Raw genomic sequence first — 25,129 nt, 5'->3', positions numbered from 1 at the left:
CCTTGGTTGCGTTCAACGCAACCAAGGTGGCCTTGGGGGACCTTTAGATCAGGCGACGTCGGCGCTGCTGGCGGCGAAGGTGTTGCAGTCGACGATGCGGTTGTCGTAGGCGCCTGCCCGCCACCAGACGGCGTAGTTGGCGTTGCTGCCGTGGTCCTGGGTGCCCGAGGTGTCGTCGCCCCTGGTCTCCTGGTCGTACCAGGCCTTGTCGTACATGTCCCTGGAGATCGTGCCGCCACGGTCGACATGCGCGCCGAGGAACATCCCCGAGAAGCACTGCGCCTGCAGTTCCTTGCGCCGGGACATCTCCATGCCGGCCGGGCTGTTCTGACCCGCGGCGTAGATCTCCTCCCAGGCCGCGTCCATGATGCCCGCGACCTCCTGGACGTGGTGGCCGTACTCGTGGGCGAACAGCGCCAGGTACACGCCCGGGTTGTTGCCGTACTGCTCTGTCTGCAGGCCGGCGAAAGGTACGTACAGGTTGTTCTCGCAGTAGTAGGCGGCCGTGGCGATGCCGACCTCGATCGTGCCGCACGCGGTGTCGAAACTGCCTGCGGAGGGAAAGTGCAGCGTCGGCGATGTGAATGGCAGGTCGTAGTACTCGAGGAACGGGCCCCACGCCGCGTCGAGACAGCGGGCGGCGGCGGTGAAGAACGACTCCGCCGCGGCAGGGTCGCTCTGCCACGCCGGGAGGTTGCACGCCAAGTTCTTCAGGCCCGCGTCCGGGTCCTGCAGGATCGGGTGGTCGGCCAGTTTGAAGATCTTCTGCGGTCCCCGCTCGATCGTCGTGGGACTGGACTGGGTCGAGGTCTCGCTGCTCTCCGTCGTGGTGGTCGTCGTGGTCGTGCTCGACTCGGTCGACGTCGCGGACTCGGTCGTGGTGGTGAAATCGGGGCTGCCGTAACCGGCCCCTGCCGACGAGGAGCTGTCGTCCTTGGTCACCGTGAACACGATGACAATGCTCAGTACCAGCAGCGTGACACCGCCGAGAGTGGCCGCGATGATCGGCCCGCGCTTCGGTTTGCGGGGCGGCGGGTAGCCGGGCTGCGGCGGGTAGCCGTACCCGTAGCCTTGTGGTGCAGTCGGAGGTTGCTGGCCTTGCGGTCGGTATGGCCACGGAGAGCCCTGGTACGGGCCCTGCGGTGGTTGCGTCATGTGCTGTCCGGCTCCTCGATCGACTGCCGGCACAGCATAACGAGCCGGAGCAGGCCCCGCGTGCGACTTGCACAAACCAGGTCAGCGACGATAGGCGCAATTTCGACCGAATGCGAGGATTACGCAATGACTGATTCCAGTGGCTGGTCGTCGCCGGACCGCGGCACGGGTCCCCAGCCGCCGCAGTACCCACAGTTTCCCCAGCACCCGGAATCGGGCGGAGGGTTCCGCGGGCAGCCGGGCGTGATCCCGCTGCGGCCACTCGGCGTCGGTGAGATCCTCGACGGCGCGATCAGCACCATGCGCAAGTACGCGGGTCTGGTCTTCGGCGCGTCGGCGGTCGTCGCGCTGATCAGCTCAGCCCTGTCTCTGGCCGTAGGGGTATGGCTGTTCGACAACGTCGAGCCGCTCGTGGTCAACCCGAATGCGTCGCAGCAGGAGCAGCTCGACCAGCTGTTGTCACAGCTCGGCGATGTCCTCGCGGCGAACTCGGTCGTCCTCGTCATCAGCGTTCTCACCCAGACGTTCCTCACGGGCCTGCTCATGGTCGTGGTGGGCAAGGCCGTGCTGGGGCAGCCGATCACGCTCGGCGAGGCGTGGGCCGAGCTGCGGCCGCGGCTGCTGCCCCTGCTGGGGCTGACCATCCTGGTCACGGTGATCGTCATGGTCGGAACGATCCTGCTGATCATCCCGGGCATCGTGGCCTACGTGTTCCTCAGCCTGACGACTCCCGCGCTCATCCTCGAACGCGGCCGGGTGCGCACGTCGCTGAGCCGCTCGCCCGCTCTGGTGCGGGGCTCGTGGTGGCGGGTGTTCGGCATCCTGCTGCTCGCGGTGGTCATCGCGTTCGTGATCAGCCTCATCATCCAGGTGCCCTTCACGCTGGCGGGCGCTGGCGACATCGGGACGGCCGCCTCGGCGACCGAGCTGCTGATCGGTGAGCTCGGCTACGCACTGGCGCAGACGATCACGGTGCCGTTCGTATCCGGTGTGACCGCGCTGCTCTACATCGACCAGCGGATGCGCCGCGAGGGACTGGACATCGAGCTGGCCCGGGCGGCCGAAGGGGCATGATCCGGGTCGCCGACGTACCCGTCGACATCGGACGGGACGCGGCCCAGGAGGCCGCGCGCGCCGAACTCACCGACCCCGCCTACCAGCAGGCGGAACCGGGGTTGGTCCTGCGCGTCCTGCGGTGGGTCGGCGACCGGCTCGCCGACCTCTTCGGTGGGCTGGGTGGCCTCGCACCCGGCGGGTTCGGCGGACTGCTGGTGTTCGCCGTGCTGCTCGTCGTGCTCGTGGTCGTGGTGCGGCTGCGTGCCGGGAAGGTCGTGGGCCGGGGCAGCGTGACCCGCCGCGAGGTGTTCAGTGGCGCGCCGCGTACCGCGGCCGACCACCGGCAGTCCGCCGAGCTGGCACACGCGCGCGGCGATCTCACCGAGGCCGTCCGGGAGCGGTTCCGGGCGATCGTGCGCTCACTGGAGGAACGTGGCGTGCTCGACGAGCGCTCGGGGCGGACCGCCGACGAGACCGCGGTCGAGGCCGGGCTGCTGCTGCCCGGTTCGGCCGCGGAACTGCGGGCCGCGGCGGTGCTGTTCGACGAGGTGCACTACGGCGGGCAGCACGCGAGTTCCGACGGCTGGGCACGGCTCACCGCGCTGGATGCGGACCTGGTCGCGGGCCGGCTGGTGGCGCGATGACCGCGACCCCGCAGGCCGCATCGACCTCGGTCTCGCCTGACGCGCGCCGCGTGTGGCGGGCCACGCGTGCACCGCTGCTGATCCTGTTGGTGGTGCTGGCGACCGGGATCCTGCTGAGCCTCGTCCGTGACGGGGGTGGCGCGTCGCTCGACCCCGACTCGGCCGCACCCGACGGCAGCCGTGCCGTGGCGCGGCTGCTCGCGGCACAGGGTGTGCGCATCGAGCCGCAGTACACCAGCGACGGGCTGGATCCCGCTGGGGCGACCCTGCTGGTGACCCGGCCGGACCTGGTGAGCACGCAGACACTGCGCGGACTCGCCGAGCGCGCGGGTGCCGTGGTGCTGCTCGCGCCGAACCAGGAAACGTTGGACGCCGTGGCCCCCGCGATGTCGGCACAGGGCCCACTGGAGGAACGCGTCCGCGAGCCGCAGTGCGCGCTGCCGGATGCCGAGGCAGCGGGCGCGGTCACCCTCGGCGGAACCGCCTATCGCGGCGAGACCACCTGCTACAACGGCGCGCTCGCCCGCGTGGGTACGACCACGGTGCTGGGCAGCCACACGCCGCTCACCAACGCCGCACTCGCCGATGAGGGCAACGCCGCGCTCGCGATGCGCCTGCTCGGCGGCCGCGAGCGGCTGGTCTGGTACGCGCCCTCGGCCGGTGATCCGGGCCTGCGTGGTGGGCAGGAGTCCCTGTACGACCTGCTGCCCCCGGGCTGGGTGTTCGGCGCCGCGCAGGTCGGCGTGGCCGCGGTGCTGTTCGCGCTGTGGCGTGCCCGCAGGCTCGGTCCGGTCGTCACCGAGCGGTTGCCGGTGGTGGTGCGGGCCGCCGAGACCGTGGAGGGCCGGGCCCGCCTGTACCGCAGATCCGGTGCGACCGATCACGCCGGGCAGACGCTGCGCCAGGCCACGTGCGAGCGGCTGCTGCCACTACTCGGCCTGACCCTCGACGCCGAGCCGCAGGCGGTACTTGCCGCGATCGCGGCGCGGACCGGCTGGGACGCCGCCGCCGTTCTGTATGGTCCGCCACCCGCCGACGACACCACGCTCGTCCGGCTGGCGGATGCCCTGGACGAGCTGGAGCGCGCGGTGCGCGACGGCGACCAGCGCGCTCCCATCGCAAAGAACACCGAGAGTGAGGTTGCTCAGTGACAGCACCGACAGCACCGACCGATCCGCGCCAGGCGCTCGTCGCATTGCGCTCCGAGGTCGCCAAGGCCATCGTCGGCAACGACGCCGCGGTGACCGGGTTGATTCTGGCGCTGCTGTGCCGCGGCCACGTGCTGCTGGAAGGCGTGCCGGGCGTCGCCAAGACGCTGCTGGTGCGGACGCTGGCCACGGCGCTGGACCTGCGCACCACCCGGGTCCAGTTCACGCCCGACCTGATGCCAGGTGACGTCACGGGCTCGATCGTCTACGACCAGCACACGGCCGAGTTCTCCTTCCGCGAGGGCCCGGTGTTCACCAACCTGCTGCTCGCCGACGAGATCAACCGGACACCGCCCAAGACGCAGTCGGCACTGCTCGAGGCGATGGAGGAGCGGCAGGTGTCGGTCGACGGCAAGCCGCGCCTGCTGCCGGAGGTGTTCGCGGTGATCGCCACCCAGAACCCGGTCGAATACGAGGGCACCTATCCGCTGCCGGAGGCCCAGCTGGACCGGTTCCTGCTCAAGCTGACCATGCCGGCACCGTCCCGCGACGACGAGATCGCCGTCCTCACCCGGCACGCCGGCGGCTTCGACCCGCGTGACCTCGAGGCGGCGGGCGTGCGGCCGGTGGCGGGAGTGGCCGAGCTGAGCGCGGCGCGCATGGCGGTGGCCGCGGTGACCGTGGGGCCCGAGGTCACCGGCTACGTCGTCGACCTGTGCCGGGCGACGCGGGACGCGCCGCCTGTGCGGCTCGGTGTCTCGCCGCGTGGAGCGACCGCGCTGCTGTCGGTGGCGCGGGCGTGGGCGTGGCTGTCCGGCCGCGCGTATGTCACGCCCGACGACGTCAAGACGCTCGCCCGTCCCGCGCTGCGGCACCGCATCGAACTGCGTCCCGAGGCGGAGCTGGAGGGTGCCACGGTCGAGGGTCTGCTGGACCGCGTACTCGCGACCGTTCCGGTGCCGCGCTGATGGCACTCACCGGGCGCGCCGGGCTGCTCGCACTCGCGGGGGCACTCGTCGTCGCGCTGCTACTGCCCTCGCCGGCCGGGGTGCTCACGGTGTCCGCGGTCGTGCTCGCCGGGATCCTGGTGGACCTGCTGCTGGCGGGCAGCGTGCGGGTGCTGTCGTTCACGCGGTCCGGTGCGACGTCGGTGCGGCTCGGCGAGGAGGCGGAGGTGCGGCTGCGCGTCGTCAACACGGGCCGCCGCGCGGTACGTGGCGTGCTGCGGGACGCCTGGGAACCGAGCGCGGGCGTGGTGGCTGACCGGCAGGTCGTCACGGTGCCTGCGGGAACGGCCAGCACCGTGGTGACGCTGCTGCGGCCGACGCGTCGTGGTGACCGCAGGGCGCACCAGGTGACCGTGCGTGCGGTGGGTCCGCTGGGGCTGGCGGCGCGGCAGGGTTCGCATGCGGTGCCGTGGGCGGTGCGGGCACTGCCGCCGTTCCACAGCAGGCGGCACCTGCCGAGCCGGCTCGCCCGGCTACGGGAGCTGGACGGTCGCAGTGCCGCGCACGTTCGCGGGCAGGGCACGGAGTTCGACTCCCTGCGTGAGTACGTGCTCGGCGACGATGTCCGCTCGATCGACTGGCGTGCGACGGCGCGCGCGACGGAGGTCATGGTGCGCACGTGGCGGCCCGAACGCGACCGCCACGTCGTGCTCGTCCTCGACACGGGGCGCACCGCGGCAGGCCGGATCGGCGACGGCACCAGGCTCGATGCGGCGATGGACGCGGCATTGCTACTGGCAGCGCTGGCCTCGCGGGCGGGTGACCGAGTCGAACTGATCGCCTACGACCGGCGCGTGCGGGCGAACGTGCCCGCCTCCTCGGGGGCCGAGCTGCTGCCGTCACTGGTGGCCGCCATGGCGCCGCTGGAGCCGGAACTGGTCGAGCTGGACGCGCGCGGGCTGGTGGGCGAGGTGCTGCGCCGCACGCGGCGCCGATCGCTCGTGGTGCTGCTGACGGGGCTCGATCCGGCGCCGCTCGAGGAGGGCTTGTTGCCGGTGCTGCCCTCGCTGACCACACGCCACCGGCTGCTGGTGGCCGCGGTCGCCGACCCCGCCGTCGGCAGGTTGGCGCGCGGCCGGGGTGACGCCGATGCTGTCTATGGTGCCGCGGCGGCCGAGCGCACCCTCGCCGAACGGCGGCACGCGACGGCGTTGCTCGGCAGGCACGGCGCCGAGGTGGTGGATGCGGAGCCCGACGAGCTACCGCCGGCACTCGCCGACCGGTACCTGGCCATGAAGGCGGCGGGATCCCTGTAGCGCCGGGCGGCGCGGCACTGGACACATTGCCGTCCGAGGAGGTAGTGGACATGACCACCGCCAACCACAGCGCTGCCCGTTACGACGACTTGCGAGCGCTGTTCATCAACTGCACGCTCAAACGCTCACCGCAACCCAGCAACACGCAGGGGCTTGTCGACGCGAGCGTGCGGATCATGCGGACGCAGGGGGTCGAGGTCGGCGTCCTGCGCGCAATCGATCACGACATCGCCACTGGTGTGTGGCCGGACATGACGATGCACGGCTGGGCCACCGACGAATGGCCCGCGATCTACCAGCAGGTGCTGGCCGCCGACATCCTCGTGCTGGCGGGCCCGATCTGGCTCGGCGACAACAGTTCGATCACCAAGCAGGTCATCGAGCGGCTCTACGGCTGTTCACACCTGCTCAACGAGGCGGGCCAGTACGCCTACTACGGCCGCGTCGCCGGCTGCCTGATCACCGGTAATGAGGACGGTGTCAAGCACTGCGCCATGAACGTCCTGTACAGCCTGCAACATCTCGGGTACACGATCCCGCCGCAAGCCGACGCCGGGTGGGTCGGCGAGGCCGGGCCCGGACCGTCCTATCTGGATCCTGGATCAGGTGGTCCGCAGAACGACTTCACCAACCGCAACCTGACCTTCCTGACGTGGAACCTGCTGCACCTGGCCAGGATGCTGAAGGACGCGGGCGGGATCCCGGCTCACGGCAACCAGCGCAGTGAGTGGGACGCCGGTTGCCGCTTCGACTTCGAGAACCCCGAGCACCGTTAAGTTCTTTACCCTTGATTTATATAAGTTGTAGCTGCAACGATGAGGCCCGTGCACGCGTTCGACGTTCTCGGAGACCCGGTCCGGCGCCGGATCCTGGAACTGCTCGCCGACGGCGAGCAGTCCTCCGGTGCGATCGCCACCGTCATCCAGGCAGAGTTCGGCATCTCCCAGCCAGGGGTGTCGCAGCACCTGCGCGTGCTCAGGGAAAGCGGGTTCGCCACGGTCAGGGCCGAGGGCACCCGCCGCCTGTACGCCGTGGACTCCGCGCCGCTGCGGGAAATAGACCAGTGGCTCGAACGCTTTCGCCGGTTCTGGAGCCAGCACCTGGACGCGCTGGCGACAGAGCTCGCCCGGGGCAAGCGCGAGCGCCGTACCTAACCGGCTGCGGGGAGGGTGTCGCCGGCGTACTGGGCGTCCACGTCGCCGGTCTCGCCCGCCTTGGCGGCGCGCCTGCCGAACACGAAGACGTAAACGAGGAACGCGGCCAGTGCGAGCGCACCGATCCCCACCCTCGCCCACGTCGGCAACCCTGACGGTGTCACGAACGCCTCGATGACGCCGGAGACGAGCAGCACGCAGACCAGGCCCAGCGCGATCCCGGCCACCGCACGGCCCGCCTCCGCCAGTGCCACCGAGCGCGGTCGCCCGCCCGGGTCGATCACCGTCCAGCCCAGCCGCAGCCCGGCACCCGCGGCCACGAACACGGCCGTCAGCTCCAGCAGCCCGTGTGGCGCGAGCAGGCCGAGGAAGAACTCACCGCGCCCCGCCGCCGTCATCAGCCCGATGCCGATGCCGACGTTGAGCACGTTCAACCACAGGATGAGCACGACCGGAATGCCCAGCAGCACACCGAGGAGCAGGCAGGTTGCGGCGACTTGGGCGTTGTTCGTCCACACCTGCGCGGCGAACGAGCTCGCCGGCCCGCTGGAGTAGTAGCTCTCGTAGCCGCCGCCCTGCCGGGTCATTGCGCGGATCTCCTCGGGGGCGGCGATGGTCGCTTGTACCCGTTCGCTGCCCGCGACCCAGGCCGCGATCACACCCGTCACCACCATGCACACGGCTGAGGTCGAGACCCACCACGGCCAGTTGCGGTACACGGCGGCAGGGAAGCGCCGCGCGAAGAACAGCCCGACCTCCCGCCAGGCCGGGTTGTGCGAGCCGGTGACGGCCGCGCGGGCACGGGCCACCAGCGAGGACAGCCGTGCCAGCAACGCGGGATCGGGGGCGGTGGAGCGCACGATCGACAGGTGGGTGGCCGCGCGCTGGTAGAGCCGCACGAGCTCGTCGGCCTCGGCGCCCCGCAACTGCCCGCCGCGCCGGACGAGCTCGGCCAGCCGTTGCCATTCGGCATTGTGCGCGGCGACGAACACATCCAGATCCACGCGTTTACCCCTGCCGTCGGGTTGGCCACTGCGGGCCAACGATACTGGGCGAATGCAGGAACCCGACCTCGTCACCGGCGATGCCGTCGTGCTCGAGCTCCAGCTGGCGCGCTCGGCCAGCCGGGCGATCGCCTACGGGATCGACATTCTCGTGCAGGTCGCATCCCTGCTGCTGGTGGGCATCGCCTTCGCGGTCACCGGGATACCGGACGACGCGGCGCTCGTCATCACGATCATCACGGTCGTCCAGCTCCTCACACTCATCGGTTACCCGGCGATCTGCGAAACGCTCACCCGCGGCCGCACACTCGGTAAGGCCGCGTGCGGCCTGCGTGCCGTGCGCGAAGACGGCGGGCCCATCCGCATGCGGCAGGCACTGGTCCGCGCGCTCGCCGGTGCCTTTGTCGACTTCGGACCGTTCGGGCTGTGGGGCGTCATCGGGTTCCTGACCTCGCTGAGCTCGGCGAAAGGCAAGCGGGTCGGCGACTACCTCGCCGGCACCGTGGTGGTCAGGGACAGGGCACCCGAGACCTACACGCCCACACTGTCGATGCCTCCCGTGCTCGCATCGTGGGCGGCGCAGCTCGACCTGTCCAACCTGCCGGACACACTCGCGCTGTCGGCCCGCCAGTTCCTCGGCCGGTACGAGGAACTGGACCCGGTGTCGCGGGAACGCCTGGGCCACCAGCTGGCCGCCGAGATCGCCCAGCGGATCGGGGCGCCCGCGCCGCCCCACACGCCGTCGTGGGCCTACCTCACCGCTGTGCTCGCCGAGCGCCAGGCGCGGGACTACGCCCGCGTCCGCCCGGTGCCCCCTGCGCTGCCAGTACCGGGAGCCGCTCCGCCCGCACTCCCTTCGGTGCCTACTGCCGAGCCCGCCGACCCGCCGCCGTTCACACCGCCTCGCTGAGTGCGGTGGCGATCAGCTCGTCGCTGAGTTCGCGCAGGCGTTGCCTGGCGACCGGGTCGTCGGCCTGCCGGTGCGGTTCGGCTGGGCGCACACCGTGGAAGTAGTGCCCGCTGACACCGTCGAGCTCTTCAGCGGTGACCAGCCGCAGGGTCGCCGCGCCGCCCTCGGCCACGCTGCTCACCGGTGTGGTGCCGGTCTGCCGGACCATCGTGGTGTCCATGTAGGTGGCCGGATGTAGTGCGTTCACGGTGACGCCTGCGCCGCGCAGCTCGTCGGCGAGGTCGATCGTGAACATGATCTGCGCGAGCTTGCTCTGCCGGTAGGCGCGCCCGCCGCTGTAGCCGTGGCGGAGCAGCGGGTCGGTGAAGTCGATGGCCTGCTGGCCCGCTGACGAGACGTTGACGATCCGGGCCGGTGCGCTGAACAGCGGCAGCAGCTTGCGCGTGAGGTGGTAGCCGGCGAGGTAGTTGACGGCGAAGCGCAGCTCGATGCCGTCGGCGCTCTCCTCGCGCAGGGCCGAATCCGCGCCGGTGCCGATGCCGGCGTTGTTCACCACCACGTCGAGCCGGTCGTAGCGCTGGGCGATCTCCTCGGCGAGCCGCTCGACCTGGCGCAGCTCCGCGAGGTCGGCCCTCGCCGTCTCGGTGCCGATCTCCGCCCGCAGCTGCCGGAGCTTGTCCGGGTCACGCCCATGCGCGATCACCCGGGCACCGCGCTCGGCCAGTTCCGTTGCGAGGTAACGGCCGAGGCCGTCGGTAGCGCCCGTGAGGAGGATGGTCTGGTCGCTGAGTGGTCTCATCTGAACACCGCCACTGCCGACACTAGCGACCTGAAGCCGACAACGCTGTGAGAAGCAGCCCCCAAGGCCACCTTGGTTGCGCCCACCCGTCTCCCACCGCCACCCAAACGGAGACGCTCCGCGTCGCGGTGTTTCATCAACGCGACCAAGGTGGCCTTGGGGGACGGTTACTCTCCTCGCGAACGACCCGTTCGCGCTGTTACCGGCCACCGATGCCCCAGCTCCCGTAGGGTGTGGGCATGGCCGTACCCGAGCTACACAGACTCACCCTCGACAACGGCCTGCGGGTCGTGCTCGCGCCCGATCGAACCGCACCGGTTGTCGGCGTCAGCGTGCACTACGACGTGGGCTTTCGATCCGAGCCGGAGGGCCGGACGGGGTTCGCACACCTCTTCGAGCACCTGATGTTCCAGGGCAGCGAGAGTCTGGAGAAGCTCGCCCATTTCCGGCACATCCAGGGCAGCGGGGGAACGTTCAACGGCTCCACGCATCCGGACTACACCGACTACTTCGAGGTGCTGCCGTCCGCTGCGCTCGAGCGCGCGCTGTTCCTCGAGGCCGACCGGATGCGCGCGCCGAAGCTGACGCACGAGAACCTGGCCAACCAGATCGACGTGGTCAAGGAAGAGATCCGGCTCAACGTGCTGAACCGGCCCTACGGCGGGTTCCCGTGGATCCTCCTGCCTCCGGTGCTCTACTCCACGTTCCCCAACGCGCACAACGGTTACGGCGACTTCACAGACCTCGAGCAGGCGTCCCTCGACGACTGCGCGGCCTTCTTCGACACCTACTACGCGCCTGCCAACGCGGTGCTGACGGTGGCTGGTGACTTCGAGGTCGAGCGTGCCCGCGAACTGATCGAGAAGCACTTCGGCGACGTGCCTGCCAGGCCGAAGCCGCAGCGCCCGTCCTTCGCGGAGCCGCGCCCGAGTTCCGAGCTGCGCGACACCCACCTCGACCCGCACGCGCCGCTGCCCGCGCTCGCCGTCGGTTACCGGATGCCCGATCCGATCAACGAGCTCGACGGCTACCTGGCACACCTGGTGCTCGCGGGTGTGCTGACCGATGGTGACGGCTCTCGGCTGCAGCAGCGACTGGTGCACAGGGAACCGTTGGTCACCGACATCAACGCGGGCGCGGGTCTGTTCGGTCCCTTCGAAGCCCGCGACCCGGACACGTTCTCGATCACGGCGATCCACGCGCCCGACGTCAGCCCCGATCGCGTCCTCGGCGCGCTCGACGAGGAGCTGGACGCGCTCGCGAGCACGCCACCCGGTGCGCAGGAGCTGGCCAAGGTCACCGCGCGGTGGAGCGCCAACATGCATTCGGAACACGACCGGCTCGTCGCGCGCACACTCGCGCTCGGCGCGTTCGAGCTGCTCTACGGTGACCCGGCGCTGGCCTACGACGTCGCCGACCGGATCGCTGCCGTACAGGCCGAGCAGGTCGCCGAGGCCGCGAAGGGCCTGCGACCCGACAGCAGGGCCGTTCTCTTGGTACAACCCCAGCAGGGAGGTCAGCAGTGACGTCAGGGACCCACCGCAGCGCGGAGGCGATCGGCCGCACGGCGCTCGGTCCCCGCGAGCTGCCGTCGCTTGGCGAGCAGCGCGCCGCAGGCGAACTGGCGCATGCCGACACGGTGCTCGGCAACGGGCTGCGCGTGCTGGCCGTCCGCAAGGCGAACGTGCCGACGGTGGAGCTGCGGCTCGCGATCCCGTTCGCCGGTGAGGACCCGAGGCATGCGGCGACGGCCGAGGTGCTCGCCGAGACCATCGCGACCGGCACCCGGCGCCGCGACCGGATCGCCATCGACACCGAGCTCGCGCTCATCGGTGGCGACCTCGGCACGGGGGTCGACCCCGAGCACCTCTCGATCTCGGCCAGCTCGCTGGCGAACGGTCTGCCCACACTGCTCGACGTGCTGGCCGACGTGCTCACCGAAGCGTCCTATGTGGACAACGAGGTGAGCAGGGAGAGCGCCCGCATCGTCGAGCGGCTCGCGGTCGCTCGTACCCAGCCGCGCGTGATCGCCCGCGAGGCGCTGCAACGGCACCGCTACGGCGACCACCCTTACACCCGCGAGGTGCCCGAGCCGGACGACGTCGCCGCGGTGACTCCGGAAGCCGTGCGGGCCCTGCACGCCAGGGCGGTGTTGCCGCGCGGTTCGGTGCTCGTCGTCGTCGGTGACATCGACCCGGACGCCGTCGTGGGCGATATCGGCATCGCGCTGGGCGGCTGGCAGTCCGAGCAGGCTGCCGAATCGCTGCCGACACTGCCGGACCTCTCCGGTGGCGACATCCTGCTGGTGCCGAGGGCGGGTGCGGTGCAGTCGCAGATCCGGCTCTCCGCGCAGGCGCTGTCGCGTACCGACCCGCGCTACCCGGCACTGCAGCTGGCGAACCTGGCCTTCGGCGGGTACTTCTCCTCGCGGCTGGTGGAGAACATCCGTGAGGACAAGGGCTACACCTACAGTGCCCACTCCGGTTTCGAGTTCACCGACAGCAAGGCGACCGTGCAGGTCGAGGCCGACACCGCGAACGAGGTGACCGCCGCCGCGCTGCTGGAGACCCGCTACGAGCTGGGCAGGCTGGGCCTGGTGCCGCCGACCGATGCCGATGTCGAGTCGGTGCGGCAGTACGCGATCGGCTCGCTGCTGATCGGCTCGTCATCGCAGAGCGGGCTGGCGAGCCAGCTCGTCGGGCTCGCCGTCGTCGGTCTCGGTGTCGAGTGGCTGGCTGCGCACCCACAGCGGGTGGCGAGCGTGACCACCGATGAGGTCGCGCAGGCGGCGCTGGACTTCTTCGCGCCGAGCCGGTTCAGCGGTGTGGTCGTGGGAGATGCGGACATTCTCGCGCCGCAGCTGTCGGCACTGGGCGGGGTCACCGTGGAGAAGCCGGCGTCATGACGAGTGCGCCCTTCCAACTGGGTGCGCTTCCCGCACTGTCTCGGTCTACTGTGGACCGTCAGGAGATGTTGCGGAACGATCCGGAACGGCTGCTCGCGCGCTGGCCGAGTGCACGGGTGCTGGTGGTCGACCGGCACGGGCGAGCGCCCGTGCCGGTGGAAGCCGCTCGCGAGGTGCCCGCCGCGGGCATCCCGCTGGCCGCGCGCAAGGCGCTGGACTTCGGCGACGACCCTCCAGCGGAGGCGTCGTTCCTGGGGCAGTGGCAGGACATCGACTACTGGCTCCTGCCAGGGGCCCCGCCCGACGACGCCGGCACGATCACCGTCGAGGGCGGCTGGGGTGTTCGGCAGGATGCGCCTGCCGCCGACGGGGAGGTGTGGGTCGAGCTGCGCGGCCACGGCTCGTTGCTCGACGATACCTCCGCGGGCCTGCTCACCACGGCGGAGGCGTTGCGCAACTGGCACTGGCGGGGGCGGTTCTGCGCACGCTGTGGTGGCGTGACGCAGCGGCGCCAGTTCGGCTGGGCCACGCAATGCGAGAGTTGCGGCCGGGAGGAGTACCCGCGTACCGATCCCGCGGTGATCTGCCTCGTCCACGACGAGGTCGGCGTCAACGGCGAGCACGTGCTGCTGGCCCGGCAGCCGGTCTGGCCGCCGAAGCGGTACTCGGTGCTCGCCGGGTTCGTCGAGGCCGGGGAGTCGCTCGAAAGCTGTGTCGAGCGGGAGATCCGGGAGGAGGTCGGCGTCGAGGTCCGCGACGTGCGTTACCTCGGCAGCCAGCCCTGGCCCTTCCCGCGGTCGATCATGCTCGGCTTCACGGCGCGTGCGGACGCCGGCGCGCCACTACGCCCGGCGGACGGTGAGATCGAGGACGCCCAATGGGTTGCGCGGGCTGACGTGCGCGCTGCCTTCGCGGGCGAGAACGACGACCTGCTGCTGCCCGGCACCTCGTCCATTGCGTACGTGATGGTCAAGGCATGGGCGCACGCGCAGCCGTAGTGAGCGGGTCCAGTAGTCTCGTCGCCGCATTTGGGCGATAGATGCGGGGGAGTGCTGGGTGAGCGCGGCGCGGGCGATCGGACTGGTCTTGGGCGTGATCGCCGACGGCGCGATCGGTGACCCGCGTGGACGGCCGGTCACCGGCTTCACCCGGGCCGCGCGGGCAGTGGAACGCAGGCTGTACGCCGACCATCCACTGCCGGGCGCCGGTTACACCGCTGGCCTCGCGGGCGGTGCCGTCCTGCTGGGTGTGCTCGCCGAACGCGCGGGCCGCAGGCATCCGCTGGCGCAGGTAGCCGGCACAGCGGTCGCGACGTGGGCGGTGCTCGGTGGAGCACGGCTCGCCACCGAGGGCACCGAACTCGCCAGGGAACTGGAAAGCGGTGAGCTCGATGCCGCACGGCGCAGGCTCGCCACGCTCGACGACCGGTGCACCGACGGGCTCGATGTCAACGAGCTGTCCCGCGCCGCCGTGGAGACGGTCGCCGGGAACACCGCGAACGCCGTCGTCACGCCCCTGCTGTGGGGTGCGGCGGGGGGCGTACCGGGGCTGTTCGGCGCGCGCGCGGTGACGGTGCTGTCCGGGATCGTGGCCCCGCGCATCCCGCGATACCAGTCGTTCGGCTGGGTCACCGCACGCGTTGCAGACCTGGTCAACCTGCTCCCGACCCGCGCCGCGGCGGCGCTCACGGTCACCGGCGCGCCCGTGGTGGGCGGTTCGGCCGGCCGCGCATGGCAGGCCTGGCGCCGCGACACCGTGGTGCACCCGAGCCCGAACGCGGGCCGGGTCGAGGCGGCCTTCGCGGGTGCGCTGGAGGTCCGGCTCGGCGGCCGGACGGTGTACCCGCACGGGGTCGAGGAGCTGCCGGTGCTCGGCGACGGCCGCAATCCCGACGCCGGTCACGTCACGAGGGCCGTGGAGCTGTCCCGCGTGATCGGCTGGCTGGCCGGCGCCTCGTCGGCCACGCTCGCTGTGCTGCTCGGTCTCCGCAGGCGCAGGCGCTCACGCCGGCAGTGAGGGCTCGTGCGGTTGTGCCACATCGCTGATCCGTAGCGCCTTCACCAGTTGCCGGTACAGGTCGTCGGTGGCCAGCAGCTGGTGGTGGTCGCCGGTCGCACGCACCCGGCCGCCTTCCAGCACGATGATCGAGTCGGCGTCGAGGACGGTCGACAGTCGGTGCGCGATGGTGACCACGGCCCCCGCACGTGCCCGTGTGCGAATGCAGTCGTGAATTGCGGCTTCGGTGATCGCGTCGACCTGTGCGGTCGCCTCATCGAGCAACAGAACTTCCGGTGTTCGCAGGATCGCTCTGGCAAGCGCAAGACGCTGCCGTTCCCCACCGGACACCGCTGTCGACGCAAGCGGCGTGTCCAGTCCCTGCTCCAGCGAATCGACCTTGTCCAGTAGCCGGACCTCGCGCAGTGCCTCGCGAAGCTCGGCGTCGGTGGCGCCCGGGTCGCTGAGGAGAAGGTTGTCCCGGATGGTGCCCGGCACGATCGGTGTCTCCTGCTCCACATAGGCCAGTCGGCTCCGCAGCTGCGCGTGGCTGTAGTCGCGGTAGGGCCGCCCGTCGAGCAGCAGACTGCCCGCGCGTGGTTCCAGGAAGCGCAGGATGAGCGAGAACAGCGTCGTCTTCCCTGCCCCCGATGGGCCGACGATCGCGGTGTGGCCACGACGTGGGATCGCCAGGCTCACGCCGTGCACGGCCGGTTCGGCGTCCGGGCCGTATGCCGCGACCACATCACGTACCTCGAGTACTGCTTCGGTGTCCTGGCCGTTCGGCCGGGGCAGGTCGGCTCCCGGCGTGGCGCTCGGCTCGACGTCGAGTACGTCGACCTGGCGGATACGGCCGGCCGCGGCGATCCCGGACTGCAATGCGGTCGTGTTCTGGCTGAGCTCGGTGATCGGCCCCAGCAAGCCGAACGCGTACAACAGGAACGCGATCAGGCTCGAGACCTCCAGCGTGCCCGCATTCACCCGCCATGCCCCGATGGCGAGGATCAGGATGATCGCGAGCTGGATGCCGGACCAGGCGACGGTCCAGCCCGTTGCCTCCCGCCGCAGTGCACGGATGCTGTGGTTCGCCGCGGCCCCCGCATCGGCGAGGACGCGCTCGGCCTGCCAGTCCTCGGCGCGGCTGGCCTTGATCGTCCGGATGGCTTTCAGCGCGCCTTCCAGCGTGCCGCCGAGGCGTCCGAGGTGGTCCTGCGACTGCTCATGCGCCTTGGCGATGGCCGGCATGAGCACCGCGAAAATCACCGCGACCACCGCGACTGACGCCACCGTGGTGCCGAGCAGGACGAGATCCAGCACACCCATGAGCACGAGGCTGCCCAGCAGCATGACCGCGCCGTTGACAAGGCCGACAACGCTGGAGGAGGCCGCCTCGCGCAGCAGCAGGGTGTCGGAGGTGACCCTGGTGACGAACTCACCGGACGGGCGGCGGCCCAGCGCCGGCACGGTCGCCCTGAGCAGGCGGCGCACCATCGACTGCCGGACGTCGAGCACCACCCGTTCGCCCACCGAACCCAGGATGGTCCACTGCCACCAGCCCACCAGTGCGCCGACCACCAGCAGGACGCCGAGCGTGGCCACCGGGGCTGCCAGCGATCCCGATGTGGACAGCGTGTCGAGCACCCATTTCGTGACCATCGGCGTCGCCAGCCCCATCGCGGACCCCGCCAGGGCGAGTACCAGTCCGGTGGCCAGCGCGGCCCGGTGTGGCCGGGTGAACTCCCACAGCATCCGCAGCCGGCCCGTTGAGTCCGTGTTGTCCCCCAATGCACTGTTCACGACTCAAGTGGAACACATTCGTTCCAAAAGCGGCAACTGAATTCCATAATGGAACTTGCTGGACTAGGGTTCGCTTGTGGTTGACGCAGGTAAGGCGCTGGGCGGGAGCACGACCCGTGCCAGGACGCGGCGGGCGATCCTCGATGCCGCGGTCACCGTGCTCTCCAACGACGCCGCGGCGTCGTTGCACGACATCGCGGCGGCTGCCGGTGTCGGCAGGACCACCGTGCACCGCTACTTCCCGGAACGTTCGGACCTGGTCCGCGCGCTCGGACACGAGGCGCTGGAGAAGATCGGGGCCGCCACGGTGCGGGCGCGCCTCGATGAAGGACCGGCCCTGCAAGCGCTGCAACGGTTGTGCCAGGAGCTGTTCGAACTCGGCGACCTGCTGATGCTGATCTTCAGCGATCCGCAGTTGATGACGGGGGAGGAATGGGAGGTCACCAGCGACGCCGACCGGGCCCTGACGCGGCTGATCGAGCGCGGCCGGGAGGGCGGCGAGATCGACGCGGCGATGGATCCTGACTGGGTGCAGCACCTGCTGTGGGCACTGCTGTACGCGGCCTGGATGCATGGCAAGGCCGAATGCGTCGGGAAGTACGACTCGCTGAACCTGTGCCTGCGTAGCCTGCGGAAAGCGCTCGCCGCCGGGAAGGCGGCGTGATCGCTATCGGGTGTGTGCTCGCTCGCGTTCTTCGTCTTCGGCGAGGATCTGTGCCACGGACTTGCGGCGTTCCCTGGCGGGAGGCTGCTCGTCACTCTTCTCGGCGAGGGCGCCACCCGGCTTCAGCTCACGGATTGTGAAGTACAGCCAGCCGAGGAGTGCCATCGTGCCGAAGGCGATCCACTGCAGCGCGTAGGAGAAGAACGGGCCCGCCTGCAGCTGTGGCAGTGGCAGCGGGGCCAGTACGCCCGGCTGACTGTCCTCCAGTTGGAAGTACCCCGGCCGGATGTCGAGGCCGGTGGCATTGCCGACGACCTGCGAGTTCACCGAGTAGGCGTGCAGCCTGCCGCCGGTGGAGGCATCGGCGAAGGCTTCCCGGCCCTGCGCGTTGGGCTCGTCATTACGCATCCGCGCCTCGATCTGCACCACGCCGGACGGCGGTGCGGCATACGGGGGCACCTGCGTCCGGCTGTCCGGCCGCACGTAGCCGCGGTCGATCAGCACCACCTGGCCGCTGGTCGTGCGCAACGGCGTGAGCACCTCGAACGCCGGCTCGCCCTGCACTGTCCTCAGCCGGGCGATGACCTCGGCATCGGTCAGATACGTGCCGCGGATCAGCACCCGCTCCCACTCGCTGTCGGCGGCTCCCACCTGGTCCAGCGGCTTGGGGTTCGCACTGAACGACGCGGTGAGCGCGGCGTTCTGGTTCGCGCGCTCGTCGTTGCGGTTGAACTGCCACGGCGCCAGCAGGGTGTAGCAGGCGATGGCGAAGACGAACACCACGAGGGTCAACGCCAGCCAACTGGGCCTGAACAGGAGCTTCCACCGCACCCCTCCACGGTATGCGGTGCCCGTCGCGGCTGACAGCGCGGGGGAGAAGTGCCGCCTCAGCGCAGTGCCGCGCGTGCGGCGGACAGCGCCTGCTGCGCGTAGCCGCCGCCGAACAGCACGGTGTGCACCAGCAGGGGGAACAGCTGATGCAGCCCGACCCGGTCGCGCCAGCCGTCGGCCAGCGGGGCGCGCGCATCCTCGGCGGCTTCGGCGTAGCCGCCGAGGATGTGGTCCAGCAGCGGGACGCCGAACAGGCGCAACATGGCCAGATCGGTCTCCCGGTGCCCGCCGTGGGCGGCCGGGTCCAGCAGCCACACCCGTCCGTCGGCGGCCCAGTGCACGTTGCCGCTCCATGCGTCGCCGTGCAGCCGGGCGGCGGGCTCGGGTGGCCCGGCGAGCTCCGGCAGCCGCGTGCACACCGCATCGAACACACTCGCCTGCCCGGCGGTGAACAGCCCCTGGTCGACGGCCGAGCGGAGATACGGTTCCACGCGGTGCCGCGCGTACCAGCCGGCCCACTCCGCAGAGGGCTCGTTGCGCATCGGGGCCAACCCGATCCACGCGTCGGCGGGGCCGCCTGGTGGCGGTGCACCGAACGCGCGTGCGCCGCGCAGGTGCAGCGCCGCCAGCGCGCGGCCGAAGGCCTGCGCGGCACCGGTTTCCGGCGTGCCGGCCGGCACGTAGTCCAGTACCAGCCACCCGTCGTCGTAGCCGTGTACCGCGGGCACCGGCACGTCGCCGGATTCCGCGAGCCAGCGCAGTCCCGCCGCCTCGGCACTCGCGGCGTTCGCACCGGCGCAGTGCTTAGCCACCAGCCGGCCGCCATCGGCGAGCGCCACCACGAACACGCCACCGCGTGACTGCGTGCCCAGTGGCGTGGCGCCGGCGTGCTGTCGCACCGCCGCCAGCGCACGCTTCTCATCGGTCACCGTTGCCGGCGCACCCAGTCCAGCAGGCCCGGCATCGCGCGTTCGATCATGCCGAGCACCTCGGTGAAACCGTCACCGTCGCCGTAGTACGGATCGGGCACCTCCGCGCCGGGCGGTGCGGTGGGGTCGAAACCGCGCAGCAGCACCACCCTGTCCGGATCGCCGACCACACGGTGCAGGCTGCGCAGGTGGCCCTTGTCGGCGGCGACGAAGAGGTCGGCGTCCAGGTGCGGCTCGCCGAGCTGCGCCGCCACGTGCTCGACGTCGTAGCCGCCCGCGGCCAGCGTCGCGCTCGCTCGCGGGTCGGCCGCGTCACCGACGTGCCAGGGACCGGTTCCCGCGCTGGTCACCCGCACCTCATCGGCCAGCCCGGCCCGGCGTAAGTGCTCGCGGAAGACGATCGCGGCCATGGGCGAGCGGCAGATGTTCCCGGAACACACGAAACACACGTGCATGGCCCTAGTCTGCGCCAGGTGCCGGACCAGACCATTCCCGGGATCCGAGGACGGGGGCCTAGCCCGCGGCTACGCAGTCGTACTAAGCTCCCGATCTCGTCAACGGGCCCGGCATCGGGCTGACAACTGCTGACACCACAGGTCATTGGGGGTTCCCATTTCCCTGTCCAACGCCGACCGCGCTGCCGGCCGCTCACTGCTCGACCAGACCCTGCCCGTTCTCCTCGTGACGGTGCTTCTCGCCGCCGGTGGCTGGGTGTGGGTCACGCTGGCCACTCCCTCGACCGGACGCCTGCTGGTGGCCGTTGCCGGCGGGCTGACCGGGGCGCTGCTGTGCGCTGCCGTCGCGCTGGCACTGCGGCATGGCAGGCAGGCGCGGGCTGCCCGCGCCGAGGCCGCCGCGCTGCGCGCTGAACTCGGCAGGCTTGCCGACGACACACTGCCCACCGCGGCGAAGCGGATGCGGGAGGGTGCCTCCGCCGACACCGTGTTCACCGAGATTCCCTTGCCCGCCAACCAAACTCACCAGCGCATCCTGCACACTGTGACCAAGGAGATCAGCTTCGGCCAGCGGCAGCGCTCCGCCGCGATGGCCGCGTGCGCGAGCGCCGCGAGCCGGATGCAGGCGCTGGCGACGAGCATGCTCGCCGATCTGCGGGAGATGGAGAACCGGCATTCCGAAGAGGTACTCGGCGATCTGCTGAAACTGGACCACAGCACGGCACAGGCGGGCCGCCTCGCCGACAGCATTGCCGTTCTCACCGGTGCTCGGTCAGGACGGCGGTGGACCAAACCCATCGTGATGGAGAGCATCCTGCGCGGCGCGATGGGCCGCATCCGGGCCTACCAACGGGTGCGGCTGCACTCGGCCAGCGGCGCCGCCATCGTCGGCTACGCCGCCGAGGACGTCATGCACGCACTCGCCGAGCTGATGGACAACGCCACCAAGTTCTCCGCGCCATCCGAGGAAGTCCACGTTTATGTCGAGGAACTGCACACCGGCATCGTGGTGACCATTGAGGACGGTGGGCTCGGCATGAAGCCGCAGGCGCTGGAACGTGCGAAGAAGGCCGTGTCGGCGAGCGAGCCGCTGGATCTGGCCAGGCTGTCGGGAACCCGGCTCGGGCTGGCGGTCGTCGGCTCCCTCGCCCGCAAGCACACGCTGGAGGTGTTCTTCCGGCCCTCGTCGCGTGGCGGTACCGGCGTGGTGATCCGCATCCCCAGCCGGCTCGTCACCCAGCCGCGCGAGGAGTTCCCCGCCACCGCACCGCAGCCCGTGCTCGCGGTGCCAGCCGCCACCCGTGCCGGCGGAACCGCGTCGGTGTCCAGCTCCGCCGTCACGGCGGTGCTCGACGGCCAGCAGGCCCAGCAACCGGAGCGCAGCCTGCCGAAGCGGCGTCGCGGTCAGACGCTGGCGAACACGCCGCAGCCGACGCCGCGCCCGCAGCCACCGCGACCCCGCACGGACGCAGGTGCCCGCTTCGGCGCCTTCCGGCAGAGCCTGCGCTCGAACAAGCCAGACGGCCCCGCCGCCAACCCGGACAGCTAGCAGAGATTGGAGTGAGGGACGGTCAGCGCCGTCTCGCATCGGTGATGAGCACGACGAACCCGAACCTCGAATGGTTGCTGGAGAGCCTGGTCGAGTCCACGCCCGGGGCCACGCATGCGCTGGTGCTGTCCCGGGACGGGCTCAAGCTGTGCCATACCCGCGCGCTCGGGGTGGACAGGGCCGACCAGCTGGCCGCGATCGCGGCGGGTGTGCAGGCGCTGGCACAGAGCGCGTCCGTGGAGTTCGGCGACGGCACGGGCGGGGTCCGCCAGTCCATGACGGAGTTCCACGGCGGCCTGCTGTTCATCGTCGAGGCAGGGGAAGGCGCACACCTGGCCGTACTCGCCGCCGAGGAGGCCGATGTGGGTCTCGTCGGACACAAGATGGACGAGCTGGTCGAGCAGATCGGTGCGTTCCTCACCGCACCACCTCGCAGGCCACAGCACAGCCAGCCCGCATGATGGTCCGCGGCGCAGTCGACAGCGAGGAACCGGACCGGCTCTACACCCTCACCGGTGGGCGCAGCCGTGCCGAGGAACCCGATCTCGACCTGGTCACCCTGATCGTGAGCGGCGCCGATCCGCTGCCGGGCATGCAGTCCGAACACGTCAAGATCCTGCGGATCTGCCGGTACCCGACCGCGGTGGTCGAGCTCGCCGCCGAGCTCGACCTGCCGGTGAGCGTGGTGAAGATCCTCGTCTCCGACCTGCTCGTCGAAGGGCAGGTCTCGGCTCGGCATCCCTCCGCCCCGCGCGCCAGCACGGAACTGCCCGACGCCGCATTCCTCAAGAAGGTGCTTGTTGGACTCCACAATCTCTGAGCAGCGGTCCCGCACGCCGCTGCGCAGTACCGCCATCGAAGGCCTGAAGATCGTGGTGGTCGGCGGCTTCGGGGTGGGCAAGACCACGCTGGTCCGCTCGGTCAGCGAGATCCGTCCGCTGAACACCGAGGAGACGATGACCCAGGCCGGCCTCGGCATCGACCACACCCACGGCGTCGCCGACAAGACGACCACCACGGTCGCGTTCGACTTCGGCCGGATCACCCTGAACGAACAGATGGTGCTGTACCTGTTCGGCGCACCGGGCCAGGAGCGGTTCTGGTTCCTGTGGGAGCGGCTCTTCGCCGGCACCCTCGGGGCGGTCGTGCTGGTCGACACCCGCCGCATCGAGGACTCCTGGTACGCCATCGACCGGCTCGAACATCACGGCACGCCGTTCATCGTGGCACGCAACAACTTTCCCGGTCCGCTGCACGGGCTCGAGGACGTTCGCGAGGCGCTCACGCTCTCCCCGGACGTGCCGCTGATCGACTGCGATGCCCGCGACCGTGACTCGGCCAAACACGTGCTGATCACTCTCGTCAACCACCTCTATGCCCTGTCCTCGGCCCGGGAGACCGTTTCATGACCGACCCCCAGTCCACTCCGCTCGCTCCCGTTCGCCTGTACGGCCCGCGTTTCGAGCAGAACCCAGCGGCGCTGTACGCCGAGATCCGGCGCCAGTACGGGCCTGTCGCGCCGGTACTGCTCGACGGCGACATCCCTGCCTGGTTCGTGTGCGGTTACCGCGAGATGCACCAGATGACCAGCGATTCGCAGCTGTTCGCCCGCGACACGCGGCGCTGGAACCGCTGGGAGCAGGTGCCCGGTGACTGGCCGCTGCTGCCCTATGTCGTGCACAACGCCTCGGTGATGTTCACCGAGGGCGCCGAACACCGGCGCCGGGCGGGGGCCATCGGCGATGCGCTCGCCGCGTTCGACCAGTTCGAGCTGGCCGAGCACTCCGAAAGGGTCGCCGACGACCTGATCGATGCCTTCGCCGGCCGTGGCGAGGCGGATCTCATGGCGGACTACGCGCTGCAGATCCCGCTCAACGTCATCGCGAAGATGTTCGGCATGCCCGAGTCCGAGACACCGGAACTCGTACGGGACATCAGCATGTCACTGGATGTCGGGCCCGGTGCCGCCGACGCGTACCTGCGCGTGCAGAAGGCCATGGCGCGGCTGCTCGGCACGAAACGCCTCCGGCCGGGTTCCGACGTGCCCTCTCATCTGCTGCAGCATCCCGCGAACCTCACCGATGACGAGATCGTGCTGGACCTGCTGGTGGTGACGGCCGCCGCCCAGCAGCCGACGGCGAACTGGATCGGCAACACCATCCGCCTGATGCTGACCGACGAGCGGTTCGCCGTGACGTTGGCGGGTGGGCGGGCGAGCGTCGGCCAGGCACTCAACGAGGTGCTCTGGCACGACACGCCCACGCAGAACTTCATCGGCCGCTTCGCCACGCGCGACACCCAGCTCGGCGGCATGCGGATCAGGGCAGGCGACATGCTCGTGCTGGGTCTCGCCGCCGCGAACGCCGACCCGAAGGTGCGCACGGAATCGCCCGACGCCGCGGGGAACCGTGCGCACATGTCCTTCGGGCACGGCGAACACGGCTGCCCCTATCCGGCTCCCGAGGTCGCCGAGGTCATGGCCAGGACCACCGTCGAGGTGCTACTGGACCGCCTGCCCGATCTGGCACTGGCGGTACCGGCCGCGGCGTTGCGGTGGCGGCCCTCGGTGTGGATGCGCGGTCTGGCGAGCCTGCCTGTGACGTTCACGCCGACGTTCGCGCAGCCGGGGCTGGGCTGAAACGCACCCGCAGCGCCGCGGGCCCGCGCGTGAACACGCCCTGCTCGACCGGGGCGGGGCCGTCCGCGAACTCGAGGTCCGGCATCGCGTCCAGCAACTGGTTGACGCCGACCTCGACCTCGGTCTTGGCGAGCAGCGCTCCCACGCAGAAGTGCCGGCCCAGTGCGAACGACACGTGCTGGGCCGCCGCCGAGAACGCCGTATCGGTGGGCAGGTCCTCGCGGAAGATGTCGAAGGTGTCGGGGTCGGCGAAGCGGCTGGGGTCCCGGTTCGCGGCGCCGATCAGGCAGGTGACCGTGCTGCCAGCCGGGATGGTGCCGCCGGCGAGCTCGACGTCCTCGGCGGGCTGGCGCATGATCATGTGCACCGGCGGTGAGTAGCGCAGCGTCTCGGCGAAGGCCCGCGGGATGAGGCCGCGGTCCTCCCGCACCGCCCGCAGCTGCTCCGGATGCTCCAGCAGGTTCTTGAAGATGCTCGCGATGGCCTTGTCGGTGGTCTCGCCGCCGGCCGCCAGCAGCAGGCTGACGAATGCCTTGATGTCCTCATCGCTCATCTGCATGCCGTCGACCTCTGCGGCGCACAACGTGGACAGCAGGTCGTCGCCCAGGTTGCCGCGGCGCTCGCGGATGATCGGCAACATGTAATCGGCGAGCTCGGCGCGGGTGCGCAGCCCCTCCTCCGTCACCTGCGGGTCCTGGTTCAGGTTGCCGAGGAACGCGATGATCGCGGTGTACCAGCGTTGGAATCGCGCCTGGTCGGTACGGTCGAGCCCAAGCATGTCGACGATGACGTTGATGGGGAAGTGCCGGGCGAAGTCCCCGACCAGGTCGGCGGTGCCCCGCTCGCGGAAGCCGTCGATCAGCTCGGCGGCATTGCGCTCGATGACAGGCTGGAACTTCTGCTGCAGCTCGTGGCCGCGGAACGCCGGCGCCACCAGCGCCCGGCGCACCGCGTGCTCCCGGCCGCTCAGCTGCAGGATCGTCTTGCCGTGGACCGGTTCGAGCTGCCAGCTGTAGTTGTCGGTCGTGAAGACGGGCTCCTTGAAGGCCCGCGCCACGTCGTCGTAGCGCGAGACGATGTAGCTCTGCATGGGCTCGTGCCAGATCAGTGGCGAGTCCGCGAGCATGAGCCGGTAGGCGGGGTAGGGGTTCTCCGCGAATTCGGCGGAGAGGATGTCAGGGATTTCGCGAGCCGCGGTCATTGCGCTCCTCGGTCAGCGACGGACGACCGTAG

26 protein-coding genes are annotated in these 25,129 nt (G+C 70.5%); 18 read left to right on the top strand and 8 right to left on the bottom strand.

The window, feature by feature from the left end:
- Window positions 1-48 precede the first annotated feature (48 nt).
- Window positions 49-1,155 carry a neutral zinc metallopeptidase gene (locus tag ABZ863_RS29165; protein WP_358542097.1) on the bottom strand — a complete coding sequence of 369 codons (1,107 nt, stop codon included), beginning with the start codon at window positions 1,153-1,155 and terminating at the stop codon, window positions 49-51.
- Between the two features lie 126 nt (window positions 1,156-1,281).
- Between ABZ863_RS29165 and ABZ863_RS29160 the strand changes: the two genes are divergently transcribed.
- From ABZ863_RS29160 to ABZ863_RS29130, 7 genes are read left to right on the top strand one after another with little or no spacing between them, the layout of a single operon-like run.
- Complete coding sequence (locus ABZ863_RS29160; protein ID WP_358542095.1) at window positions 1,282-2,229, top strand: hypothetical protein; 948 nt, start codon at window positions 1,282-1,284, stop codon at window positions 2,227-2,229.
- Window positions 2,226-2,855, top strand: a complete 630-nt coding sequence (locus tag ABZ863_RS29155; protein ID WP_358542093.1) for a DUF4129 domain-containing protein — start codon at window positions 2,226-2,228, stop codon at window positions 2,853-2,855. Before ABZ863_RS29160 ends, ABZ863_RS29155 begins: the two co-directional genes overlap by 4 nt.
- Window positions 2,852-4,006 (top strand): DUF4350 domain-containing protein, encoded by a 1,155-nt coding sequence (locus tag ABZ863_RS29150; RefSeq protein ID WP_358542091.1) that lies wholly within the window; start codon window positions 2,852-2,854, stop codon window positions 4,004-4,006. The genes ABZ863_RS29155 and ABZ863_RS29150 overlap by 4 nt, the downstream gene beginning before the upstream one ends.
- Window positions 4,003-4,971 carry a MoxR family ATPase gene (locus tag ABZ863_RS29145; protein WP_358542088.1) on the top strand — a complete coding sequence of 323 codons (969 nt, stop codon included), beginning with the start codon at window positions 4,003-4,005 and terminating at the stop codon, window positions 4,969-4,971. The genes ABZ863_RS29150 and ABZ863_RS29145 overlap by 4 nt, the downstream gene beginning before the upstream one ends.
- A complete protein-coding gene (locus ABZ863_RS29140; protein WP_358542085.1) occupies window positions 4,971-6,266 on the top strand; it encodes a DUF58 domain-containing protein in 1,296 nt (431 codons plus the stop codon). The genes ABZ863_RS29145 and ABZ863_RS29140 overlap by 1 nt, the downstream gene beginning before the upstream one ends.
- 50 nt (window positions 6,267-6,316) lie before the next feature.
- Window positions 6,317-7,042 carry a flavodoxin family protein gene (locus tag ABZ863_RS29135; RefSeq protein ID WP_358542083.1) on the top strand — a complete coding sequence of 242 codons (726 nt, stop codon included), beginning with the start codon at window positions 6,317-6,319 and terminating at the stop codon, window positions 7,040-7,042.
- A 48-nt stretch (window positions 7,043-7,090) separates the two neighbouring features.
- Entirely contained in the window at window positions 7,091-7,420 is a 330-nt protein-coding gene (locus ABZ863_RS29130) for a metalloregulator ArsR/SmtB family transcription factor (RefSeq protein WP_358542080.1), read from the top strand.
- On the opposite strand, the gene ABZ863_RS29125 is transcribed toward ABZ863_RS29130, so the two are convergent.
- Window positions 7,417-8,424 carry a stage II sporulation protein M gene (locus tag ABZ863_RS29125; protein ID WP_358542078.1) on the bottom strand — a complete coding sequence of 336 codons (1,008 nt, stop codon included), beginning with the start codon at window positions 8,422-8,424 and terminating at the stop codon, window positions 7,417-7,419. The genes ABZ863_RS29130 and ABZ863_RS29125 overlap by 4 nt on opposite strands.
- A 52-nt stretch (window positions 8,425-8,476) precedes the next feature.
- Here ABZ863_RS29125 and ABZ863_RS29120 point away from each other — a divergent pair, with 52 nt between their 5' ends.
- Entirely contained in the window at window positions 8,477-9,334 is an 858-nt protein-coding gene (locus tag ABZ863_RS29120) for an RDD family protein (RefSeq protein WP_358542076.1), read from the top strand.
- Here the strand turns inward: ABZ863_RS29120 and ABZ863_RS29115 are convergent.
- The gene (locus ABZ863_RS29115) at window positions 9,318-10,133 is read right to left on the bottom strand and encodes an SDR family NAD(P)-dependent oxidoreductase (RefSeq protein WP_358542073.1); all 816 of its coding nucleotides are present in this window, start codon (window positions 10,131-10,133) and stop codon (window positions 9,318-9,320) included. The genes ABZ863_RS29120 and ABZ863_RS29115 overlap by 17 nt on opposite strands.
- Window positions 10,134-10,372: 239 nt before the next feature.
- Between ABZ863_RS29115 and ABZ863_RS29110 the strand changes: the two genes are divergently transcribed.
- The 4 genes from ABZ863_RS29110 to ABZ863_RS29095 are packed head-to-tail and all read left to right on the top strand — an operon-like array spanning window position 10,373 to window position 15,054.
- On the top strand, window positions 10,373-11,659 hold the full coding sequence (locus ABZ863_RS29110) for a pitrilysin family protein (protein ID WP_358542070.1): 1,287 nt from the start codon (window positions 10,373-10,375) through the stop codon (window positions 11,657-11,659).
- Complete coding sequence (locus ABZ863_RS29105) at window positions 11,656-13,038, top strand: pitrilysin family protein (RefSeq protein WP_358542067.1); 1,383 nt, start codon at window positions 11,656-11,658, stop codon at window positions 13,036-13,038. The genes ABZ863_RS29110 and ABZ863_RS29105 overlap by 4 nt, the downstream gene beginning before the upstream one ends.
- A complete protein-coding gene (gene nudC / locus ABZ863_RS29100; protein WP_358542064.1) occupies window positions 13,035-14,036 on the top strand; it encodes an NAD(+) diphosphatase in 1,002 nt (333 codons plus the stop codon). The genes ABZ863_RS29105 and nudC overlap by 4 nt, the downstream gene beginning before the upstream one ends.
- A 58-nt stretch (window positions 14,037-14,094) precedes the next feature.
- A complete protein-coding gene (locus tag ABZ863_RS29095; protein ID WP_358542061.1) occupies window positions 14,095-15,054 on the top strand; it encodes a cobalamin biosynthesis protein in 960 nt (319 codons plus the stop codon).
- Here ABZ863_RS29095 and ABZ863_RS29090 read toward each other — a convergent pair.
- The gene (locus ABZ863_RS29090) at window positions 15,040-16,830 is read right to left on the bottom strand and encodes an ABC transporter ATP-binding protein (RefSeq protein ID WP_358542059.1); all 1,791 of its coding nucleotides are present in this window, start codon (window positions 16,828-16,830) and stop codon (window positions 15,040-15,042) included. The two genes, ABZ863_RS29095 and ABZ863_RS29090, sit on opposite strands and share 15 nt — an antisense overlap.
- Window positions 16,831-16,906: 76 nt before the next feature.
- On the opposite strand from ABZ863_RS29090, the gene ABZ863_RS29085 reads away from it, so the two are divergent.
- Window positions 16,907-17,494: a TetR/AcrR family transcriptional regulator gene (locus tag ABZ863_RS29085; protein WP_358542056.1), complete on the top strand. Its 588-nt coding sequence runs from the start codon at window positions 16,907-16,909 to the stop codon at window positions 17,492-17,494.
- Between the two features lie 3 nt (window positions 17,495-17,497).
- Here ABZ863_RS29085 and ABZ863_RS29080 read toward each other — a convergent pair whose 3' ends face one another.
- Genes ABZ863_RS29080 through ABZ863_RS29070 form a run of 3 tightly spaced genes read right to left on the bottom strand, consistent with a single transcriptional unit; the run spans window position 17,498 to window position 19,709 of the window.
- The gene (locus ABZ863_RS29080) at window positions 17,498-18,325 is read right to left on the bottom strand and encodes an SURF1 family cytochrome oxidase biogenesis protein (protein ID WP_358542053.1); all 828 of its coding nucleotides are present in this window, start codon (window positions 18,323-18,325) and stop codon (window positions 17,498-17,500) included.
- Window positions 18,326-18,381: 56 nt separating this feature from the next.
- Window positions 18,382-19,197, bottom strand: coding sequence for a fructosamine kinase family protein (locus ABZ863_RS29075; protein ID WP_358542107.1), 816 nt, complete (start codon window positions 19,195-19,197; stop codon window positions 18,382-18,384).
- Window positions 19,198-19,250: 53 nt separating this feature from the next.
- Window positions 19,251-19,709 carry a low molecular weight protein-tyrosine-phosphatase gene (locus ABZ863_RS29070; RefSeq protein WP_358542050.1) on the bottom strand — a complete coding sequence of 153 codons (459 nt, stop codon included), beginning with the start codon at window positions 19,707-19,709 and terminating at the stop codon, window positions 19,251-19,253.
- A gap of 211 nt (window positions 19,710-19,920) precedes the next feature.
- Between ABZ863_RS29070 and ABZ863_RS29065 the strand changes: the two genes are divergently transcribed.
- The 5 genes from ABZ863_RS29065 to ABZ863_RS29045 are packed head-to-tail and all read left to right on the top strand — an operon-like array spanning window position 19,921 to window position 23,896.
- Window positions 19,921-21,258 (top strand): ATP-binding protein, encoded by a 1,338-nt coding sequence (locus tag ABZ863_RS29065; protein WP_358542105.1) that lies wholly within the window; start codon window positions 19,921-19,923, stop codon window positions 21,256-21,258.
- 44 nt (window positions 21,259-21,302) lie between these two features.
- Window positions 21,303-21,719: a roadblock/LC7 domain-containing protein gene (locus ABZ863_RS29060; protein WP_358542047.1), complete on the top strand. Its 417-nt coding sequence runs from the start codon at window positions 21,303-21,305 to the stop codon at window positions 21,717-21,719.
- Complete coding sequence (locus tag ABZ863_RS29055; protein WP_358542103.1) at window positions 21,719-22,078, top strand: DUF742 domain-containing protein; 360 nt, start codon at window positions 21,719-21,721, stop codon at window positions 22,076-22,078. Before ABZ863_RS29060 ends, ABZ863_RS29055 begins: the two co-directional genes overlap by 1 nt.
- Window positions 22,059-22,667, top strand: a complete 609-nt coding sequence (locus tag ABZ863_RS29050; RefSeq protein WP_358542044.1) for an ATP/GTP-binding protein — start codon at window positions 22,059-22,061, stop codon at window positions 22,665-22,667. Before ABZ863_RS29055 ends, ABZ863_RS29050 begins: the two co-directional genes overlap by 20 nt.
- The gene (locus ABZ863_RS29045; RefSeq protein ID WP_358542041.1) at window positions 22,664-23,896 is read left to right on the top strand and encodes a cytochrome P450; all 1,233 of its coding nucleotides are present in this window, start codon (window positions 22,664-22,666) and stop codon (window positions 23,894-23,896) included. The genes ABZ863_RS29050 and ABZ863_RS29045 overlap by 4 nt, the downstream gene beginning before the upstream one ends.
- On the opposite strand, the gene ABZ863_RS29040 is transcribed toward ABZ863_RS29045, so the two are convergent.
- Window positions 23,862-25,097, bottom strand: a complete 1,236-nt coding sequence (locus tag ABZ863_RS29040; protein ID WP_358542039.1) for a cytochrome P450 — start codon at window positions 25,095-25,097, stop codon at window positions 23,862-23,864. The two genes, ABZ863_RS29045 and ABZ863_RS29040, sit on opposite strands and share 35 nt — an antisense overlap.
- Window positions 25,098-25,129 lie beyond the last annotated feature (32 nt).

Source organism: Saccharomonospora sp. NPDC046836 (assembly GCF_040645195.1).
Taxonomy (GTDB): domain Bacteria; phylum Actinomycetota; class Actinomycetes; order Mycobacteriales; family Pseudonocardiaceae; genus Prauserella_A.
Note: the sequence above shows the minus strand (reverse complement) of the source record. Positions and strands in the feature narration are given on the sequence as shown.

Excerpts from the sequence above, each read along its gene's own strand:
- ABZ863_RS29115 (WP_358542073.1), bottom strand. The coding sequence starts at position 10,133 with ATGAGACCACTCAGCGACCAGACCATCCTCCTCACGGGCGCTACCGAC.
- ABZ863_RS29165 (WP_358542097.1), bottom strand. The coding sequence starts at position 1,155 with ATGACGCAACCACCGCAGGGCCCGTACCAGGGCTCTCCGTGGCCATAC.
- ABZ863_RS29055 (WP_358542103.1), top strand. The coding sequence starts at position 21,719 with ATGGTCCGCGGCGCAGTCGACAGCGAGGAACCGGACCGGCTCTACACC.
- ABZ863_RS29120 (WP_358542076.1), top strand. The coding sequence starts at position 8,477 with ATGCAGGAACCCGACCTCGTCACCGGCGATGCCGTCGTGCTCGAGCTC.
- ABZ863_RS29160 (WP_358542095.1), top strand. The coding sequence starts at position 1,282 with ATGACTGATTCCAGTGGCTGGTCGTCGCCGGACCGCGGCACGGGTCCC.
- ABZ863_RS29110 (WP_358542070.1), top strand. The coding sequence starts at position 10,373 with ATGGCCGTACCCGAGCTACACAGACTCACCCTCGACAACGGCCTGCGG.
- ABZ863_RS29070 (WP_358542050.1), bottom strand. The coding sequence starts at position 19,709 with ATGCACGTGTGTTTCGTGTGTTCCGGGAACATCTGCCGCTCGCCCATG.
- ABZ863_RS29150 (WP_358542091.1), top strand. The coding sequence starts at position 2,852 with ATGACCGCGACCCCGCAGGCCGCATCGACCTCGGTCTCGCCTGACGCG.
- ABZ863_RS29140 (WP_358542085.1), top strand. The coding sequence starts at position 4,971 with ATGGCACTCACCGGGCGCGCCGGGCTGCTCGCACTCGCGGGGGCACTC.
- nudC (WP_358542064.1), top strand. The coding sequence starts at position 13,035 with ATGACGAGTGCGCCCTTCCAACTGGGTGCGCTTCCCGCACTGTCTCGG.
- ABZ863_RS29045 (WP_358542041.1), top strand. The coding sequence starts at position 22,664 with ATGACCGACCCCCAGTCCACTCCGCTCGCTCCCGTTCGCCTGTACGGC.
- ABZ863_RS29155 (WP_358542093.1), top strand. The coding sequence starts at position 2,226 with ATGATCCGGGTCGCCGACGTACCCGTCGACATCGGACGGGACGCGGCC.
- ABZ863_RS29135 (WP_358542083.1), top strand. The coding sequence starts at position 6,317 with ATGACCACCGCCAACCACAGCGCTGCCCGTTACGACGACTTGCGAGCG.
- ABZ863_RS29040 (WP_358542039.1), bottom strand. The coding sequence starts at position 25,097 with ATGACCGCGGCTCGCGAAATCCCTGACATCCTCTCCGCCGAATTCGCG.
- ABZ863_RS29060 (WP_358542047.1), top strand. The coding sequence starts at position 21,303 with ATGAGCACGACGAACCCGAACCTCGAATGGTTGCTGGAGAGCCTGGTC.